This is a genomic window from Methanococcoides vulcani, from assembly GCF_900111645.1.
Classification (GTDB): domain Archaea; phylum Halobacteriota; class Methanosarcinia; order Methanosarcinales; family Methanosarcinaceae; genus Methanococcoides; species Methanococcoides vulcani.
The window spans coordinates 309,234-324,994 of sequence record NZ_FOHQ01000002.1 but is presented as its reverse complement, the minus strand read 5'-3'; the positions used below and the strand labels follow the sequence as shown (position 1 = coordinate 324,994).

At 45.8% G+C, this 15,761-nt stretch carries 17 protein-coding genes; 9 read left to right on the top strand and 8 right to left on the bottom strand.

Annotated elements, in window-relative coordinates; all coding sequences use genetic code 11:
• A complete protein-coding gene (locus tag BMX02_RS04880; protein ID WP_091689569.1) occupies positions 1–1,173 on the top strand; it encodes an acetylornithine transaminase in 1,173 nt (390 codons plus the stop codon).
• Positions 1,160–2,242 carry a histidinol-phosphate transaminase gene (hisC, locus tag BMX02_RS04875; RefSeq protein ID WP_091689568.1) on the top strand — a complete coding sequence of 361 codons (1,083 nt, stop codon included), beginning with the start codon at positions 1,160–1,162 and terminating at the stop codon, positions 2,240–2,242. Before BMX02_RS04880 ends, hisC begins: the two co-directional genes overlap by 14 nt.
• Before the next feature lie 32 nt (positions 2,243–2,274).
• On the opposite strand, the gene BMX02_RS04870 is transcribed toward hisC, so the two are convergent.
• From BMX02_RS04870 to BMX02_RS04860, 3 genes are all read right to left on the bottom strand, one after another.
• Positions 2,275–2,631 carry a dihydroneopterin aldolase family protein gene (locus BMX02_RS04870; RefSeq protein WP_091689567.1) on the bottom strand — a complete coding sequence of 119 codons (357 nt, stop codon included), beginning with the start codon at positions 2,629–2,631 and terminating at the stop codon, positions 2,275–2,277.
• A gap of 93 nt (positions 2,632–2,724) precedes the next feature.
• Entirely contained in the window at positions 2,725–3,894 is a 1,170-nt protein-coding gene (locus BMX02_RS04865; RefSeq protein WP_167879249.1) for a sensor histidine kinase, read from the bottom strand.
• 186 nt (positions 3,895–4,080) lie between these two features.
• Positions 4,081–4,488, bottom strand: a complete 408-nt coding sequence (locus tag BMX02_RS04860) for a winged helix-turn-helix domain-containing protein (RefSeq protein ID WP_091689565.1) — start codon at positions 4,486–4,488, stop codon at positions 4,081–4,083.
• A gap of 328 nt (positions 4,489–4,816) precedes the next feature.
• Between BMX02_RS04860 and clpB the strand changes: the two genes are divergently transcribed.
• Positions 4,817–7,432 (top strand): ATP-dependent chaperone ClpB, encoded by a 2,616-nt coding sequence (gene clpB, locus BMX02_RS04855; RefSeq protein WP_091689564.1) that lies wholly within the window; start codon positions 4,817–4,819, stop codon positions 7,430–7,432.
• 47 nt (positions 7,433–7,479) lie between these two features.
• Here the strand turns inward: clpB and BMX02_RS04850 are convergent, their stop codons facing one another.
• From BMX02_RS04850 to artA, 3 genes are read right to left on the bottom strand one after another with little or no spacing between them, the layout of a single operon-like run.
• Positions 7,480–8,160, bottom strand: a complete 681-nt coding sequence (locus BMX02_RS04850; RefSeq protein WP_091689563.1) for an archaetidylserine synthase — start codon at positions 8,158–8,160, stop codon at positions 7,480–7,482.
• 2 nt (positions 8,161–8,162) lie between these two features.
• Positions 8,163–8,786 carry a phosphatidylserine decarboxylase gene (locus BMX02_RS04845; RefSeq protein WP_091689562.1) on the bottom strand — a complete coding sequence of 208 codons (624 nt, stop codon included), beginning with the start codon at positions 8,784–8,786 and terminating at the stop codon, positions 8,163–8,165.
• A gap of 11 nt (positions 8,787–8,797) precedes the next feature.
• A complete protein-coding gene (gene artA, locus BMX02_RS04840; protein WP_091689561.1) occupies positions 8,798–9,610 on the bottom strand; it encodes an archaeosortase A in 813 nt (270 codons plus the stop codon).
• A 66-nt stretch (positions 9,611–9,676) separates the two neighbouring features.
• On the opposite strand from artA, the gene BMX02_RS04835 reads away from it, so the two are divergent.
• The 4 genes from BMX02_RS04835 (at position 9,677) to priL (ending at position 12,270) form a co-directional block, all read left to right on the top strand.
• On the top strand, positions 9,677–10,096 hold the full coding sequence (locus BMX02_RS04835; protein ID WP_091689560.1) for an NUDIX domain-containing protein: 420 nt from the start codon (positions 9,677–9,679) through the stop codon (positions 10,094–10,096).
• Entirely contained in the window at positions 10,074–10,385 is a 312-nt protein-coding gene (locus BMX02_RS04830; RefSeq protein ID WP_091689559.1) for a transcription factor S, read from the top strand. Before BMX02_RS04835 ends, BMX02_RS04830 begins: the two co-directional genes overlap by 23 nt.
• A gap of 87 nt (positions 10,386–10,472) precedes the next feature.
• A complete protein-coding gene (locus tag BMX02_RS04825) occupies positions 10,473–11,210 on the top strand; it encodes a DNA polymerase sliding clamp (RefSeq protein WP_091689558.1) in 738 nt (245 codons plus the stop codon).
• A 1-nt stretch (position 11,211) separates the two neighbouring features.
• Positions 11,212–12,270, top strand: a complete 1,059-nt coding sequence (priL, locus tag BMX02_RS04820; protein WP_091689557.1) for a DNA primase regulatory subunit PriL — start codon at positions 11,212–11,214, stop codon at positions 12,268–12,270.
• Positions 12,271–12,315: 45 nt separating this feature from the next.
• Here the strand turns inward: priL and BMX02_RS04815 are convergent, their stop codons facing one another.
• Positions 12,316–13,635, bottom strand: coding sequence for a cobyrinic acid a,c-diamide synthase CobB (locus BMX02_RS04815; RefSeq protein ID WP_091689681.1), 1,320 nt, complete (start codon positions 13,633–13,635; stop codon positions 12,316–12,318).
• Between the two features lie 77 nt (positions 13,636–13,712).
• Here BMX02_RS04815 and moaA point away from each other — a divergent pair, with 77 nt between their 5' ends.
• Both moaA and BMX02_RS11820 read left to right on the top strand, forming a co-directional pair.
• Positions 13,713–14,669: a GTP 3',8-cyclase MoaA gene (moaA, locus tag BMX02_RS04810; protein WP_091689556.1), complete on the top strand. Its 957-nt coding sequence runs from the start codon at positions 13,713–13,715 to the stop codon at positions 14,667–14,669.
• A 1-nt stretch (position 14,670) separates the two neighbouring features.
• Positions 14,671–14,820, top strand: a complete 150-nt coding sequence (locus tag BMX02_RS11820; RefSeq protein WP_167879248.1) for a hypothetical protein — start codon at positions 14,671–14,673, stop codon at positions 14,818–14,820.
• 37 nt (positions 14,821–14,857) lie between these two features.
• Here the strand turns inward: BMX02_RS11820 and surE are convergent, their stop codons facing one another.
• On the bottom strand, positions 14,858–15,643 hold the full coding sequence (gene surE, locus BMX02_RS04805) for a 5'/3'-nucleotidase SurE (RefSeq protein WP_091689555.1): 786 nt from the start codon (positions 15,641–15,643) through the stop codon (positions 14,858–14,860).
• Positions 15,644–15,761: the final 118 nt, after the last annotated feature.

Here is a 15,761-nt window from a genome sequence, read left to right as displayed (position 1 = left end):
ATGACCAAAGAGACTACCCTATCAAAAGATTACGAATCAATTGTAGAACAGGATGAAAAGTACGTAATGCAGACATACACACGCCAGCCCATCGCACTTGAGAGCGGGAAAGGTTCAGTTGTCCGCGACATCAACGGTAATGAGTTCATTGATTGTGTGGCAGGAATTGCCGTGAACAATGTGGGACACTGCCACCCTCGCGTCGTCGAAGCGATCAGCAAGCAGGCGGAGAAGCTCATACACGTATCAAATCTTTATTATACCGATGTGCAGGCAGGCCTTGCCGAGGAACTTGTCAATATTACCGGCATGGGCCGTGCATTCTTCTGTAACTCCGGTACCGAAGCCGTTGAGGCTGCAATGAAACTGGCAAGGGTCACAACAGGAAAGACCGAGTTCATCGCAGCGGAACACTCATTCCACGGCCGGACAATGGGCTCCCTCACAGTAACACACAAATCCATTTACAGGACACCATTTGAACCTCTTATACAGGGGGAAAAGTTCGTTGCCTACAACGATGCACAGGCGATCAGGGATGCAATAACAGAAGACACTGCAGCAGTCATTGTCGAACCCATACAAGGAGAAGGTGGTATCAATGTCCCATCTGATGAGTACCTCAAAGAGGTACGTGAGATCTGTGATGAAAACGACATGCTCCTGATATTCGACGAGGTCCAGACCGGTTTTGGCAGGACAGGAAAGTGGTTCTGTAAAGACCATTCAAAGGTAGTTCCTGACATTATGACCATGGCAAAGGCAATAGGTGGAGGATTCCCAATGGGTGCTATTGTGGCACGTGATGGCGTATCCTTTGGAAAGAGCCAGCACGCTGCAACCTTCGGAGGCGGACCACTGGCATGTGCTGCATCTCTTGCATCCATCAATGTGATCAGGGACGAGAACCTTGTGGAACGCTCGGCACAGATGGGCGAGTATTTCATGGACAAGCTCAGGTCACTTGAACTCGACAACATAGTGCAAGTTCGCGGACGCGGTCTCATGATCGGCGTGGAGATCAACAAGCCCTGTGCAGACATCGTGGATCTTGCAAGGGAAAATGGCATACTCCTTAACTGCACATCCGAGAAAGTCATCCGTATCGCACCTCCTCTTGTGATCACCAAAGAACAGATCGACATGGTGGTGGATGTGCTTGCCCAGATATGAACTGATAAAAGAAGAGATTGCATCAATTGCAAAATATGTTCCCGGCAAATCAATTGATGATATTGTAAAAGCATACGGACTGGACCCTGCGTCAGTCATTAAACTCGGTTCGAACGAGAACCCTCTGGGACCGTCACCAAAAGCAGTGGAAGCGCTCATAAAAGATGCACAGGGGATCAGCATTTATCCTTCAGCCGATGCACGTGAGCTCGTGGAAGCGATATCCGAATACACCGGCATACCTGCAGATCATATTGTGGCTTCAGGTCCCGGTATGGACGGACTTCTGGACGGACTCACAAGACTTGTCATAAGCCGTGGTGATGAGGTCATCCTTACAACACCGACGTTCTCCTACTACGAGATATCCGCACGTGCAAACGGCGCAGTTCCTGCTTACGTACAGCGTGAAGAGGATTTCTCAGTGGACGTTGAAAAAGTACTCGATGCTATCACACCACGGACAAAGATCATCTTCCTGTGTTCACCCAACAACCCTTCAGGTAATGTAGTACCGGAAGAGGATATACTACGAATCGCAGAAGCCACTGAAGCCCTTGTATTCGTTGATGAAGCATACGTGGAATTTTCTGACAAGAATATCGCACACCTTGTTCCAAAATATGACAACATCATTGTCGGAAGGACATTCTCAAAAGCATTCGGCCTTGCTGGCATGAGGATCGGATACGGCATGCTTCCAATATGGCTCAAGGAAGAATACATGAAGATAGCAACTCCATTCAATGTAAGCTCCGCAGCAGTCGCTGCAGGTGTTGCTGCACTATCAGATACCGAGCACCTCAACAAAAGCATTGAGCTGGCACGTACGGGCAAGAAATATCTTCAGGATAACATCCCGTTCAAAGTATATGACACCCAGGCAAACTTTATCCTTGTTGACGTAGCTCCGCACAAGGCACGTGATGTTACCACAGAATTGCTCAAAAAAGGGATCATTGTGCGTGACTGTACTTCCTTTGCCAATGCAGGAGATTCACTCATACGTATTACCATTGGAACAGAAGAGCAGAACAAAAAGGTCGTGGAAGGTTTCACTTCCATCTGACCCCTTTCCCATTAGACTGACTAAAAAAGCGGTCAGTAGACCTTATCTATTTTCATTAACGGGTAATCCAGCTCTTTATTGAACTCCATTGAGACATGAGCTCTTACGGACCCGTATTTTACATCGATCTGGACATTGAGCATACGACCTTCCAATTCACAGTAACCGAACTCATCATTAAGCTTTGAACGTACCATATCCCTGTCGATAGAAACAGTAATCTGCTCCACACAAGGCTGCACGGAGATACTCTGTGCAATAGCAGTCTCAAGACTTTCCACCGTCTTCAGGCTCACAGGAGAGCCGGTGAACTGATGATACAAAGCTCCAAGTTTGATTCCAGCTTCAAAAAATACGTTATCCCTTTCGGTTATTGTGTTTTCGGCCATATGTTACCTACCATGATCATTACTGCAACGAAATTGACCTGAAAATATAAAGCCAATACGGTTACCTGAAACCCATGAAAGCAATAGTTATCCTCAGGCCTTCTTTACAGTCACCCAGAAAACACTTCCTTTTCCTTTAGGGTTGTCCTCAACTCCCACTTCGCCACCATGAAGGTCAATTATCCTTTTGACAATAGCAAGACCCAGACCTGTACCTTTCACAGCAGCCTTAGTAGCACGTTTGAACCTCTCGAACACGAAAGGCTTGTCCTCATCAGCAACTCCTTCTCCAAAATCAGTTACCGTTATCTTCCACTCATCGCCATTATCCAGGATGTCAATAATGACCCTGCTTTCCTCAGGACTGTATTTTATCGCATTTGAAAGCAGGTTCACAAAAACCTCTTCCAACACCGGACTTATCTTTGCATTGTATTTTCCGGCTGCATTGTTCTCAAGAATGATATGTTTACTAGCAAACTGACTATTGAGAACCTGTATTGCAAGCCTCAGAACAGCAGCAACATTCAGTTCTTTGAATTCCAGCTCACTGATAGATTCCAGTCTTGAAAGCTTGGAAGCCGATTCGATCATATCAATAAGCTTTCCATTATTTCTTTTAATGGTACGGAGCTTTTCAGTGGTATCCGGATCGAACTCCCTTTTAAGCAAGATCTCCACAAATCCTTTAACCAGACCTGCAGGATTCAGCAGGTCATGACGTATAATGTCAGTGAAGAGATCTTTAAGCTCATTTGAATGTTCCAGTTCCCGTGCATATTCCTGAAGATTCGATTCTGCCTTCTTTCTAATCGTTATGTCCCGGTAACTGCAGACATGTCCCTTGACTTCACCATCAGTAATAACAGGAAAAAGATGGTACTCAAAGATGCGACCGTCCCTGAAATAAAGGACATCGGAATCATATTCCATCAAAGTCGAAAATCTGCGGACCTTTGAAAGGATATGATCAGCATTTTCCAGTTGAGGTACACCATATTTTACAAATGCATCAACATAGTTCTTCCCAGTGTCTGCATCATCAGGAATATTCCAGATCTCTCTGAATTTGTTGTTCACTACCCGGATAGTCCCGTCGTTATCAAAAAAGGAGATACCATCATCAGTAGATTCCAAGACGTTCCTTAGAAGGGTCTCATTCTCTTTGATCAGGTCCTCTGTACCATGGTGCCCGGCTATTTCTTCCTTGCACCTTTCTTTAAGACAAGATCCCAGCGAATCTACACCAAGCTCATCTTTCACATCAGATTCACCATTTACAGTAATAGAAGGCCTCCCTGAAACCCAATATGAACAATTGTACCCCACAATAATTCAATAGATAATATATAAGCAGGCAATATATAAGGCTACCTAAGGATGAAACCAGACAATCGAAAATCAAGAAGAAGAAGAAGAAGAAGAAGAAGAAGAAGAAGAAGAAGAAGCTCATCTGCTCCTCAGACCAACCTCATCATCGATCTCTTCTGCGATCTTTTCCAGCTCATCGAATATTCTTTCAGAATCTTTTCTCATTTCACAGACAGCAGTTTTAAGGCTCCCGCCACGAAGATATAGCATTTTTTTCCTTCGATAGACAAGACCCGAACCCATAAGGTTGCGAAGGTGATGATTTACCCTGGATAAACTTATATCCAAGGATCTTGCAAGCATTTCAGAAGTAACTCCTTCATCACGAGCCAGATTTGAAAGCAGGTCCATGACAATCTTTTTGGAAATATCTTCGACATCCCTACCTGAGGAAAGCCCAAAACTATCACAAAACCAATGAATGTCTTTCTCGAGGTCCTTTTCTACAGGTTTTTCGATATTGATAAGGATGATCTGACGAGCCATCAAAAATACATTGCTTTCAAAACATATATACCTTTTTACTTTTGTACATATCATGTCGATAAAATGAATATGAAAACTATAAAATATAGTTTAATTTGCAATTTGTACACAACGTTTAAATACCAAGATAGATAATTTGAAGTGTTAAATCATGCAGTTCACAAATATGACCAGTTGTGACCTGAAACTACAATTATGCCATCAAGTGAGCAAGGGGAGTATGCTTCAAGATGCAATTGGGTCATTGTTGAGTACGCGCATGTAATCCATATATTGATCACATGAAGTAGAACAAACCATTACATGACCATAACATAAGGAGGTTCGAATGGATCTAAACCGTTTTACACAGAAAGCACAGGAAGCCGTCCAGAGATCATTTACCGTTTCTGCAAGATACCACAATCAACAGACAGATTGTGAACACATGTTCCTTGCATTAATGGAACAGGATGGCGGCCTTGTGCCTACACTTCTTAATAACATGGGCTCTGACACACAGGCAATTGCCCGAAAGCTCGAGCAGCATTTGTCAGGACTGCCACAGGTCTCAGGTCCGGGAAGCGAGCAGGCTTACGTAAGTCAGTCATATAACAGGGTACTCGATACTGCTGACAAGGAAGCTCGCTCCATGAACGATGAATATGTCAGTGTTGAGCACCTGCTCATTGCATTACTAAAAGAGAAAGGAAGCCCCAGCTATCGCATACTTGAAGAGGCAGGGATCACACTTGAAGCTGCTTTACAGTCAATAAAAGAACTAAGGGGGAACCGTCGCATTACAAGTGAGAATCCCGAAGACACCATGGAACCGCTCAAGAAATACGGCATTGACTTTACCGAACTTGCTGCACAGGGAAAACTTGACCCTGTGATCGGAAGGGACCAGGAGATAAGGCACACCATCGAGATCCTTTCCCGGCGCAGGAAGAACAACCCGGTCCTCATCGGAGAAGCCGGGGTCGGAAAGACCGCAATTGTTGAAGGTCTTGCACTACGTATTGCAAAACGGGATGTTCCCGATGCCATGAAGGATAAGAAGATCATCGCACTGGACATGGGTTCACTTATTGCAGGAGCAAAGTTCAGGGGAGAATTCGAGGAACGTCTCAAGGCGGTCCTAAAGGAAGTTGCAGAATCGGAAGGACAGATCATTCTCTTTATCGATGAGTTGCACACCATCGTAGGTGCAGGCGCCACTGAAGGCGCCATGGATGCAGGCAACCTGCTAAAACCAATGCTTGCGAGAGGAGAACTGCACTGCATCGGTGCTACGACCCTTGATGAGTATCGCAAGTACATTGAGAAGGATGCGGCTCTTGAGAGGCGTTTCCTGCCCGTACTGGTGGACCAGCCGGATGTTGAGAACACCATATCCATCCTCAGAGGATTGAAAGAAAGATATGAGGTCCACCATGGAGTGAGACTTAAGGATACTGCCCTTGTGGCAGCAGCGGTTCTCAGCGACCGTTACATCTCGGACAGGTTCCTGCCGGACAAGGCTATCGATCTTGTGGACGAGGCAGCTGCAAAGGTCAGGACATCCATAGACAGCAAACCACCGGAACTGGACGAAGCCGACAGGAAGATCCTGCAACTGGAGATCGAGCGCGAAGCACTCAAAAAAGAGAAGGATGCGGCTTCAAAGGAAAGACTTGCAGACCTTGAGAAAGAACTTGCGGACATTCGTGCCGAATCCGATGCCATGCGTGCAAAATGGCAGGGAGAAAAGGACATCATCGCAAACCTGAGTTCCTTGAAGCAGCAGATCGAAGAGATCAAGATCCAGCTTGAGCTGGCAGAGAACAGCGGAGACTTCGAACAGGCATCTAAGCTGAAATACGGCACCCTGGCACCTCTTGAACACCAGTATAATGAGGAAGAGGCAAAGCTTCAGGAGCAACAGGAAGATATGCTTCTGAAAGAAGAGGTTGGCGAAGAGGATATCGCACAGGTGGTCAGCCAGTGGACGAACATCCCGATCACGAAGCTCATGGAAGGAGAACGTGAGAAGCTCACCCACCTGGAAGACAAGCTCCATGAGAGGTTGATAGGACAGGATGAAACAGTAAAGGCAGTTTCTGACGCGGTCATCCGCGCCTATGCAGGCATCAAGGACCCCAAGAGACCTATTGGAAGCTTCATCTTCCTCGGACCTACCGGCGTGGGTAAGACAGAGCTTGCCAAGGCACTTGCAACTGAGCTCTTCGATGATGAGAACAACATGATACGCATCGACATGTCCGAGTACATGGAAAAGCACACCGTTTCAAGGCTGATCGGTGCACCACCTGGCTACATCGGTCACGAGGAAGGCGGGCAGCTTACCGAAGCAGTACGCAGGAGACCATATTCCGTAGTCCTGTTCGATGAGATCGAAAAGGCCCACCATGATGTGCTCAATGTCATGCTCCAGATACTCGATGACGGACGCCTGACAGATTCACACGGAAGGACGGTGAACTTCAAGAACACGTTGATCATCATGACATCGAACATCTGCGTGGACTACGCCATCTCAAAGCTTGAGAAGGGTGAAGACTACGCCAGTATGCAGGAGATGGCACAGAACGAGCTGACCAAACACTTCAGACCGGAGTTCATCAACCGTATCGATGAGCTGGCGATCTTCAGGCCACTGACAAAGGACCAGCTTATACAGATCGTGGATATCAAAGTAGCAGACCTTGTACACAGGCTTAAGGACAAGAGGATCGACCTTGAGATCACCGATGGTGCAAAGCATTATCTTGGAGATGCAGGATACAGTGAGTCTTTCGGAGCACGTCCGCTAAAGCGTGTCATTCAGAACGAGGTCGAGACAGCAGTTGCAAAACTGATCGTTGAAGGCAAAGCTCCCGAAGGATGTACGATCATTGTGGATGCGAACGAACGCGGTATAACTGTTGAAGTAGCCATTCAGGCTGAAGAATCAGACATTTAAGGGGGCTGACAACCCCATTTCGATTTTAGCTTCCCACTTAAGCCCCATCAGTCCTCATAATACTTCCTTGGAATCCTCATTATCGGAGATTCAAGATAAAGTAGTAGAAGCAGGAACATTGCTGTTGAGAATATTGGAAGATATGCAGGCAATACAATGTAAGATGCTATGGGTAAAATGAATACGATGGCTACAAAAGCCATTGATTTTAGACCCCTCAACTTAGGATAAGGATACTCACTTACCATAAGGAAAGAGAGCAACAGCATAATTGCAATAACTCCGTAGAACTGGACATACCTGTCTGCCATGAGCAGATAGGAAGCGATCACTACAGCAGATGCGGTTATAGGCAGACCTTCAAAATCAGGGATGGTTTTCTGTTTTGTGTTGAACCTTGCAAGGCGGATTATTCCACAGAACAGATAGAAGCATGCTCCAATGGCCATTATATAAGGATGAGAATACCCATAGATAAAATATAAGGCTGCAGCAGGTGCAACACCAAAGGAGATGGCATCTGCAAGGGAATCCAGATACTCACCGATAGCACTGTTAGGAAGCCTGCGTGCCAGGAAACCATCCATGCCATCAGCAATAGCTGCGAAAAGAATGAATATAAAAGCAAGGTCAGTATGCCCGGAGCATGCACTGAAGATCGCCATCATGCCGAAAAGAGCATTTCCAAGTGTCACAAGATCCGGGACCCGGAGGGTTTTGAACATCATTGTTATTTCCTCTTGAATCCTTTTTCTTTTGCAATTATGGTTACCCCTGCATACACACGATCACCGACCTTGCATGATATCTCAAAATCAGAAGGAATGGTCACATCGACACGGGAACCGAAGCGTATCATCCCGATCTTTTGTCCGCTAGCCACCTTGTCCCCCACCTGCAAATATGATACAATTCTGCGCACCAGGACACCAGCGATCTGGGTCACTTCCACATCCCCGTGGCTGCTTTCAATAACTGTGATCGTACGCTCGTTCCTTTCGGAATCCTTATTGAAAGCTGGTATATGCCCGCCTTTTTTATGGGTTATGCTACGGATGGTTCCGGTGATAGGGGCACGGTTGACATGAACATTGTGAACGTTCATGAAAACGCAGACCTTGCCATTGCTTGTATCTATGACCTTACCATCAGCGGCAGAGAACAGACAATGGTCACATATCTTTGTTGTCCTTTCAGGGTCCCTGAAGAACCAGATCATAAAGACAAAGAGAGCAAGACCAAGATATGACAGGTAACGAACTAATGCAAGACCTGTAAGATAGGATGCTATTGTGCTTGCCAGAGCAAAAAAGCCCACAACGGCGATCCATGAGGTCGAATCTTTAGCTAACATTTCAGAGGTCCTTAGCTTTTCCGTACTATTTCCCTGATCTGCTTAGTTGTCATTTGCCACAATCCATCGATCATGTCAAGAAGTTCAGGCAATATTCGCATCACAACGTAAGCGATCACAAAGAGTGCAATGGCTGAACCGATCTTTGCGATCACATGATGGGCGATCTCAAAACTTTCAGCTCCGAACCACTGATCCCCATAGGCCACTATCACAAAGGCATCCCTGACGATGTTCAGCATATATATTACAGGTACAGAGACCATGAAAGCTGACATGACCCTTTTGAAAGGCGCATTGATGGAGAGGATCAATCCCGTGAACAGGGCAATGCTTTCGATCGCAGTACAGGCAAGTATGATCTGTACAGTATAACCGTTATAGGTGATCTTATGCCATGTTGATTCTACATTGTAACCCAGGAAGCCAAGCAAACCGGCTGTAGCATTGGTCACATTGGATATGAGCCACTGGTTCAGAGAAGGAATGTTCGCGAAAGGGAAGTAGAACAACGAACCTATTGCCGTTGCGCTCGTAACCATAAGAATAACATTAGTATTCTGGCTCAGTCCGGATGTCGAAGGTTCCCTGTACTCCCGTATCATATTATGTGCCATGAAAAGGCAGAAGGCAGCAATTGCCAGGGTCAGTACTACATTGAAATAGTCACTGATCTCAATATAATGGAGCGGCTGGTATGCCCAATGAAGAGAAAAGAATATCCACCCCACCCCGCCTGTGAGGAACTTTATGCCTCTTGTTGCAGGTATGACCGAGGATAATACCATCAGGGCAACTGCGATCCATAGTACGTTTTCTATCATTATCAAACACCTTTATCACAGGTATCATATATAGTATCTTGCTAATTGTATTAAGGTTTTGTTCAAATGACAGTTCCCACCACTCCCCTGCTCACAGTTGATGCCGTAATCATCTTAAATGGTAAGATTATACTGATAAAAAGGAAGAATCCCCCTTTCAAAAACAGATTTGCACTACCAGGTGGTTTCGTGGAGATAGGCGAGACGACCGAAGCTGCGGCAATTCGGGAAGCATATGAAGAGACCGGACTATCTATCGATCTTGTCAAATTGATAGGAGTATATTCAGAGCCTTCGCGCGATCCGAGAGGACATACCGTATCTGTATGCTACCTTGCGATCGGCCACGGCGAACCAAAAGCCGCCACTGACGCAGCTGAAGTAGCCCCATTCGACCTGAAGGAGCTACCGGACATAGCTTTCGACCACCGAAAAATGATTGACGACGCAGGAGATGATATTAATGGAATTCTGTCCAAAATGTAAGAGCATGATGACCCCCATGGAAGGCTCATTGAAATGTAAAAAATGCGGGTACGTAAAAGAGAAGGAAACAAACCCTGAACTTGTATCAAGATCGAACCGTGAAGAAAGAGAAGTTACGGTACTTGAAGGCGATATTGATGAAGGACTCCCGACAGCTACAGCAAGATGCTCTGAATGTGGGAACAACGTAGCATACTGGTGGCTAAGACAGCTAAGGTCTGCTGATGAATCCGAGACCAGGTTCTTCAAGTGTACCAAATGCAGCTTCACATGGCGTGAATACGACTGAAGATATGTGCGCGAAGAACAGTGAAAGCATATATACTGTAAATGATATAAAGAAGTTGAAATCGAAACTATTTGGCGGAGAAACAACATGTTCAAGGCGACAATTGATGCATATCTTCTAAAAGATTCAATCGAAACACTATCTGTACTCGTGGATGAAGCAAGATTCAGGATATCACCGGAAGGAATCGCGGTCCGGGCAGTAGACCCTGCAAACGTTGCAATGGTCAGCTTTGACCTGGCAACAGATGCATTTGAGGATTTCAGTGGAGACGACTGCGAATTGGGATTGGACCTCTCAAGGGTAACTGACATACTTGCAGTTGCAGACAGGGACGACAAGGTCCACATGGAACTTGATGAAGATGCAAAAAAACTGATGATCCAGATCGGTGGTTTCTCATACACCCTCTCATTACTTGACCCGTCAACTATCCGTGCAGAGCCAAGGATCCCACAGCTCGAGCTTCCAGCTGAGATCGTCCTCAACGGCAAGGACCTCCAGAAGGCTGTCAAAGCTGCAGAGAAGATAAGTGATCACATGTTACTTGGCGTTGAAGGAGAGAATTTCTTCATGGAAGCCGAAGGCGATACTGACCGTGTGAAACTCACAATGTCACGCGACCAGCTGATTGATATCAAGGCAAATGATACACGTTCACTGTTCTCACTGGACTACCTGTCAGACATAATCAAACCTGCCTCAAAATCCAATGAAGTAACACTACACCTTGGAAAGGACTTCCCGATAAAGATCAACTTCTCCATTGCTAACGGAGCCGGTACTATCGGATATCTCCTGGCACCAAGGATCGAATCTGACTAAAATGGATAGCAGATATCTCGCCTTATATCCGTTTGTATCCGAGGCATCCGAATATGTCGGTGGCCTCGGTTTTTCACCAGAGAAACTCCTATCCTCCCGTGCACTTGACTCTGCCCGCCTGAGGGGAAAGGAACGTGTAATACAGTCGCTGACAGGAGAGATCGAAAAGCCGTCACCTTCCGGTTCGGAAGAGGGAAAGATCCTCACTGAACTGTTGTCCTACCCTTTTGCAAGGATACTGGTATCCTGTATCGACGACCAGTTCCTGACGAGAAAATATGCACTTGCAGAAGCAAAAGCTGCATACAGGCTTCTTAAGACGCAGCAACCGGAATTCCTGCAGGAACTTGGCCTTGATTTCCAGATCAATGCCGAGACCTACGAAAATATGGAATCCCACGATATCCTTTTTGACCTTCATTTTACGGATTACATCAAACTTGCAACTACCTTAAAGGACCTGAACTGGAAACTGGTCAACAGGAAAATGAAAGCAGGCCATGTGAGGATCAGCAAGGAAGAGTTCGCCCGCCTGCTGCAGGAAGCCATACGTTCACGCATACAGAATGCCCTTCCACTTTCAGTCCCTGAAGAGATCAGCGAGGCATGCACACCATACCTTGCAGAGATCAACGAGACCCTTGAGGAGAAAAAATCCGATTTTGGCGTTGGAGAGTTCCAGAAAGTGGAAAGTGAACTGTTCCCCCCATGTATCGTGCAGGCTATTGCAAATGTCAGGGCAGGAGTGAACCTTGCCCATTCAATGAGATTTGCAATGACATCGTTCCTGTTGAACATTGGAATGACCGTGGACGAGGTCGTAGCTATGTTCAATGTGTCTCCTGACTTTGACGAGGAGAAGACAAGATACCAGATACAGCATATTGCTGGCTCTTCGGGTACCACCTACAAGCCACCCTCCTGCAACACGATGCGAACATACGGCAACTGCTACAACCCGGATGAGATATGCAAGAACACAAAACATCCTTTAGGTTATTACAGCAGAAGAATGTGGTTAAAGAACAAAATGGAAAAAGAAAAGGAAAAGAAGGCTTGAAGACCTTCCTTTTGATCTGTAATTAGTTTCTGCATTTCTTATGCTTTATTTTCGACCATATTTGCGGCACTGTTCCACAAAACTGTCCACAGGGAAAGAACCTGGATGTGCATGCATATAACTTGCCAGTGAATTGTGCTCTGTGATACCATCCTTGCCATTCATGATGCCTTTTCCACGTGACATTTCATAGATAAGTCTTGAATCACTGTCACATTCTGTGAGCGAGTAGTGGAACTCATGTCCCCTGACAGGTCCTTTTATGAACTTGCCCTTTGCAACACCTTCAGTGTATCCCAGTGCCTGAAGTCTCTTTGTAAGGACCGTCTCTGCAGGGAAAAGGTCTGCCATCCCATAAACAACGTCCTCGATCTCATAGGAACTACAGAGGTATTGCAAGCCTCCGCATTCACCATAGATCGGCATGCCATCTGCTGAGAGGTCTTTGAGTTTTTTTGTTGTCCTGGACTTTTCAAGCTTGGCAATGTTAAGTTCAGGATATCCGCCACCAAAGTACATGCCATCCACTTCAGGAATGTCACCGTCAAGTGGACTGAAGAACTCGATCTTTGCACCACATTTCCGGAACATGTCGAACATTTCTTCATAATAGAAACAAAATGCACTGTCACGGGCAACACCAATGGTCACCTCTGACATATTACCAACACACCTTTCATCTTCGACCTCAGGCTTCTTTGGCTCGGAAGCAAGGGAGAGGATCGCATCGATATCGATATTTTCCTCAATGAACTCTGCAAGCTTGCCAACATCATAATCCTGTTCTGAGGCCATGTGCAGACCAAGATGCCTTGAAGGAACCTTTATATCGTTGTTCCTTGGAACAGTTCCCACAACAGGAATGTCGGGAAGCACATCCTTGATCATCTGGGCATGGCGGGGGCTTCCCACCCTATTAAGAATGACACCGGCAATGTTCACATCCTTGTCGAACTCGGTGAAGCCTTTGACTATGGCTGCTGCACTTCTGGACATGCCGTGCACGTTCACTACCAGAATAACAGGGATATCAAGGGACTTGGCAACATGGGCTGAACTGGCGATCTCCGTTGAGTTCATACCATCGTAAAGACCCATTACGCCTTCGATGACAGAGATGTCAGCATCCTTGTAGCTGCTATCAACAGTTCTGCGAACACCATCAACACCCATCATGAATGTATCAAGATTTCTGGAGGACCTGCCACAGATAGCAGTATGATGAGTAGGATCTATGTAATCAGGACCAACCTTGTAAGGCTGGACTTTCATATTCCTTTTCGTAAGGGCGGCCATAACACCCATGGCTACAGTTGTTTTGCCTACGCCGCTATGCGTTCCTGCAATTAGGACCGATCGTTTCATGATACCAATTGAGTTGGTTTTATATATATCCATTACCATTCCTGTTCATAACTTAATCCATTCTAGTGTATACGAACATGAAAACTTCAAATGATCTTCTTACAGACAAGTTCGGCCGAACGGTCAGAAGTCTTCGGATATCACTTACCAACCGCTGCAACCTTGACTGCATCTATTGTCACAGTGAAGGAGATGAAGGCAGCAGAAATGAGATGACGGTTGGAATTATATCCGACATAGTGACCACAGCAGCAAAGTTCGGCGTCAATAAGGTCAAGTTCTCAGGCGGGGAACCTCTTGTCAGGAAAGATTTTGAGGAGATCCTCAGGGCATTGCCGGAACTTAAGGACGTATCAGTGACAACCAACGGCGTTCTCCTGAAGGACCGGGCCTACAGTCTTAAAGAAGCGGGTTTGGACCGCGTCAATGTCAGTCTTGACACCCTTGACCCGGAAAAATATGCTTATATCACACATGGAAGACCGGAAAACCTGAATGATGTACTTGAGGGAATAAACACAGCCATAGATGCTGGCCTGACCCCTGTGAAGATCAATATGGTACTTCTCAAAGGCATCAATGAGAATGAGATCGACGATATGCTGGAGTTCGTTCGAGGTCACAAGGGCGATCTTGTGTTGCAAATTATACAGGTCATGGACTTCAGGGACGGTGCACAATACAACCTGGATGCTGAAGAGATCGAGAAAAAGCTTGAAAGGCGTGCAGATGAAATTAAGATGCGCAAAATGCATCACCGTAAAAGCTATATTATCGACGGGGCAGAAGTTGAGTTCGTACGACCTATTGACAATGCGGAATTCTGTGCTAATTGCAACAGGCTCAGGATAACTGCGGATGGTAAGTTAAAACCCTGCCTTCTTGTCAATGATAATCTAATAGATTTCTCTAATGCTGATCCGGAGGACTTTCCCGAGCTTCTTAGGGCATCTATCGAACGTAGAATACCTTTCTACACGGACTCTAAAGAAAGAACGATCATTGAGAAAAGAACGATCATCGGAGATAAATAAAATGGAAGTCGAGCTTACAGTTGACAGTAATGATATCGAGATCAACCATTTCGTACAGAAGATACTTGGAGCAATGGCAAGTTCTTCTGTGGAGACACTTCACGGTGTCAATGCAGACTGGAAAGACCTCACCATCAAACTGAAAAAATAAATCGAACAATTTTCATCCGGTCAGAGGTATCAAACCATCAGACCAGATGTTCTATATCTGAGAACTTTATCGGAGATGTCGCATCCAGCGAGATAGGTGTAACAGATATGTGACCATTCTCAATAGCGTTGACATCAGTACCCTCTTCTGCTTCATGGATCGGGTCGCCTGTGATCCAGTAATATGACGTTCCCCGAGGATCATGCCGCTCTTCCACGTCAGTCTTGAAGAACTTGCGTGCAAGCCTTGTTATTTCCACTTCACAACCATCTTCTGCAAAATGCGGGATGTTAATGTTCAAAAGGTCCACATTCTCAGGAAGCCCTTCCTTCAACACTTTTTTTGCCACCCTGTTCACAAACTTCACACCTACATCGAAGTCATGCTGGAAATCCCTGAGATCATCGAACTTAAGGCCTTCTTCCTTTACCTGGATGGAGGCTGCAATAGCAGGAACACCATAACTTGCACCTTCAAGTGCAGCACCGATAGTGCCTGATGTTGTGATCGTATCGGTGCTTATGTTCTCCCCTATATTGAATCCGGAAAGAATGAGATCCGGCAATTCTTTCATAATTGTAAAAATTCCAAGTATTACGGAATCCGTAGGAGTCCCGCCCACTGCATTTACTTCTATGCCGTCTATGACCGTACGATTAATGCGCAGTGGCTCAAATATGGATATAGAGCGTCCCACACCACTTTGCTGCATAGCAGGTGCTGAAACTGTGACATCACCCAGATCGGATACACTTCCATAAGCCGCCCTGATACCGGCAGCGTAGACACCGTCATCATTAGTGAGCAGTATTCGTGTTGACATTGGTGCTTTCTTTGTTCTCTGTAGTATTATAGTTAATGGAACAAAAAGAGATTAAAAAGTGAAAAATAGTGATGGAGTGTGGACCTAAGAAAAATGGATAAGGGATCAATCCCAACAG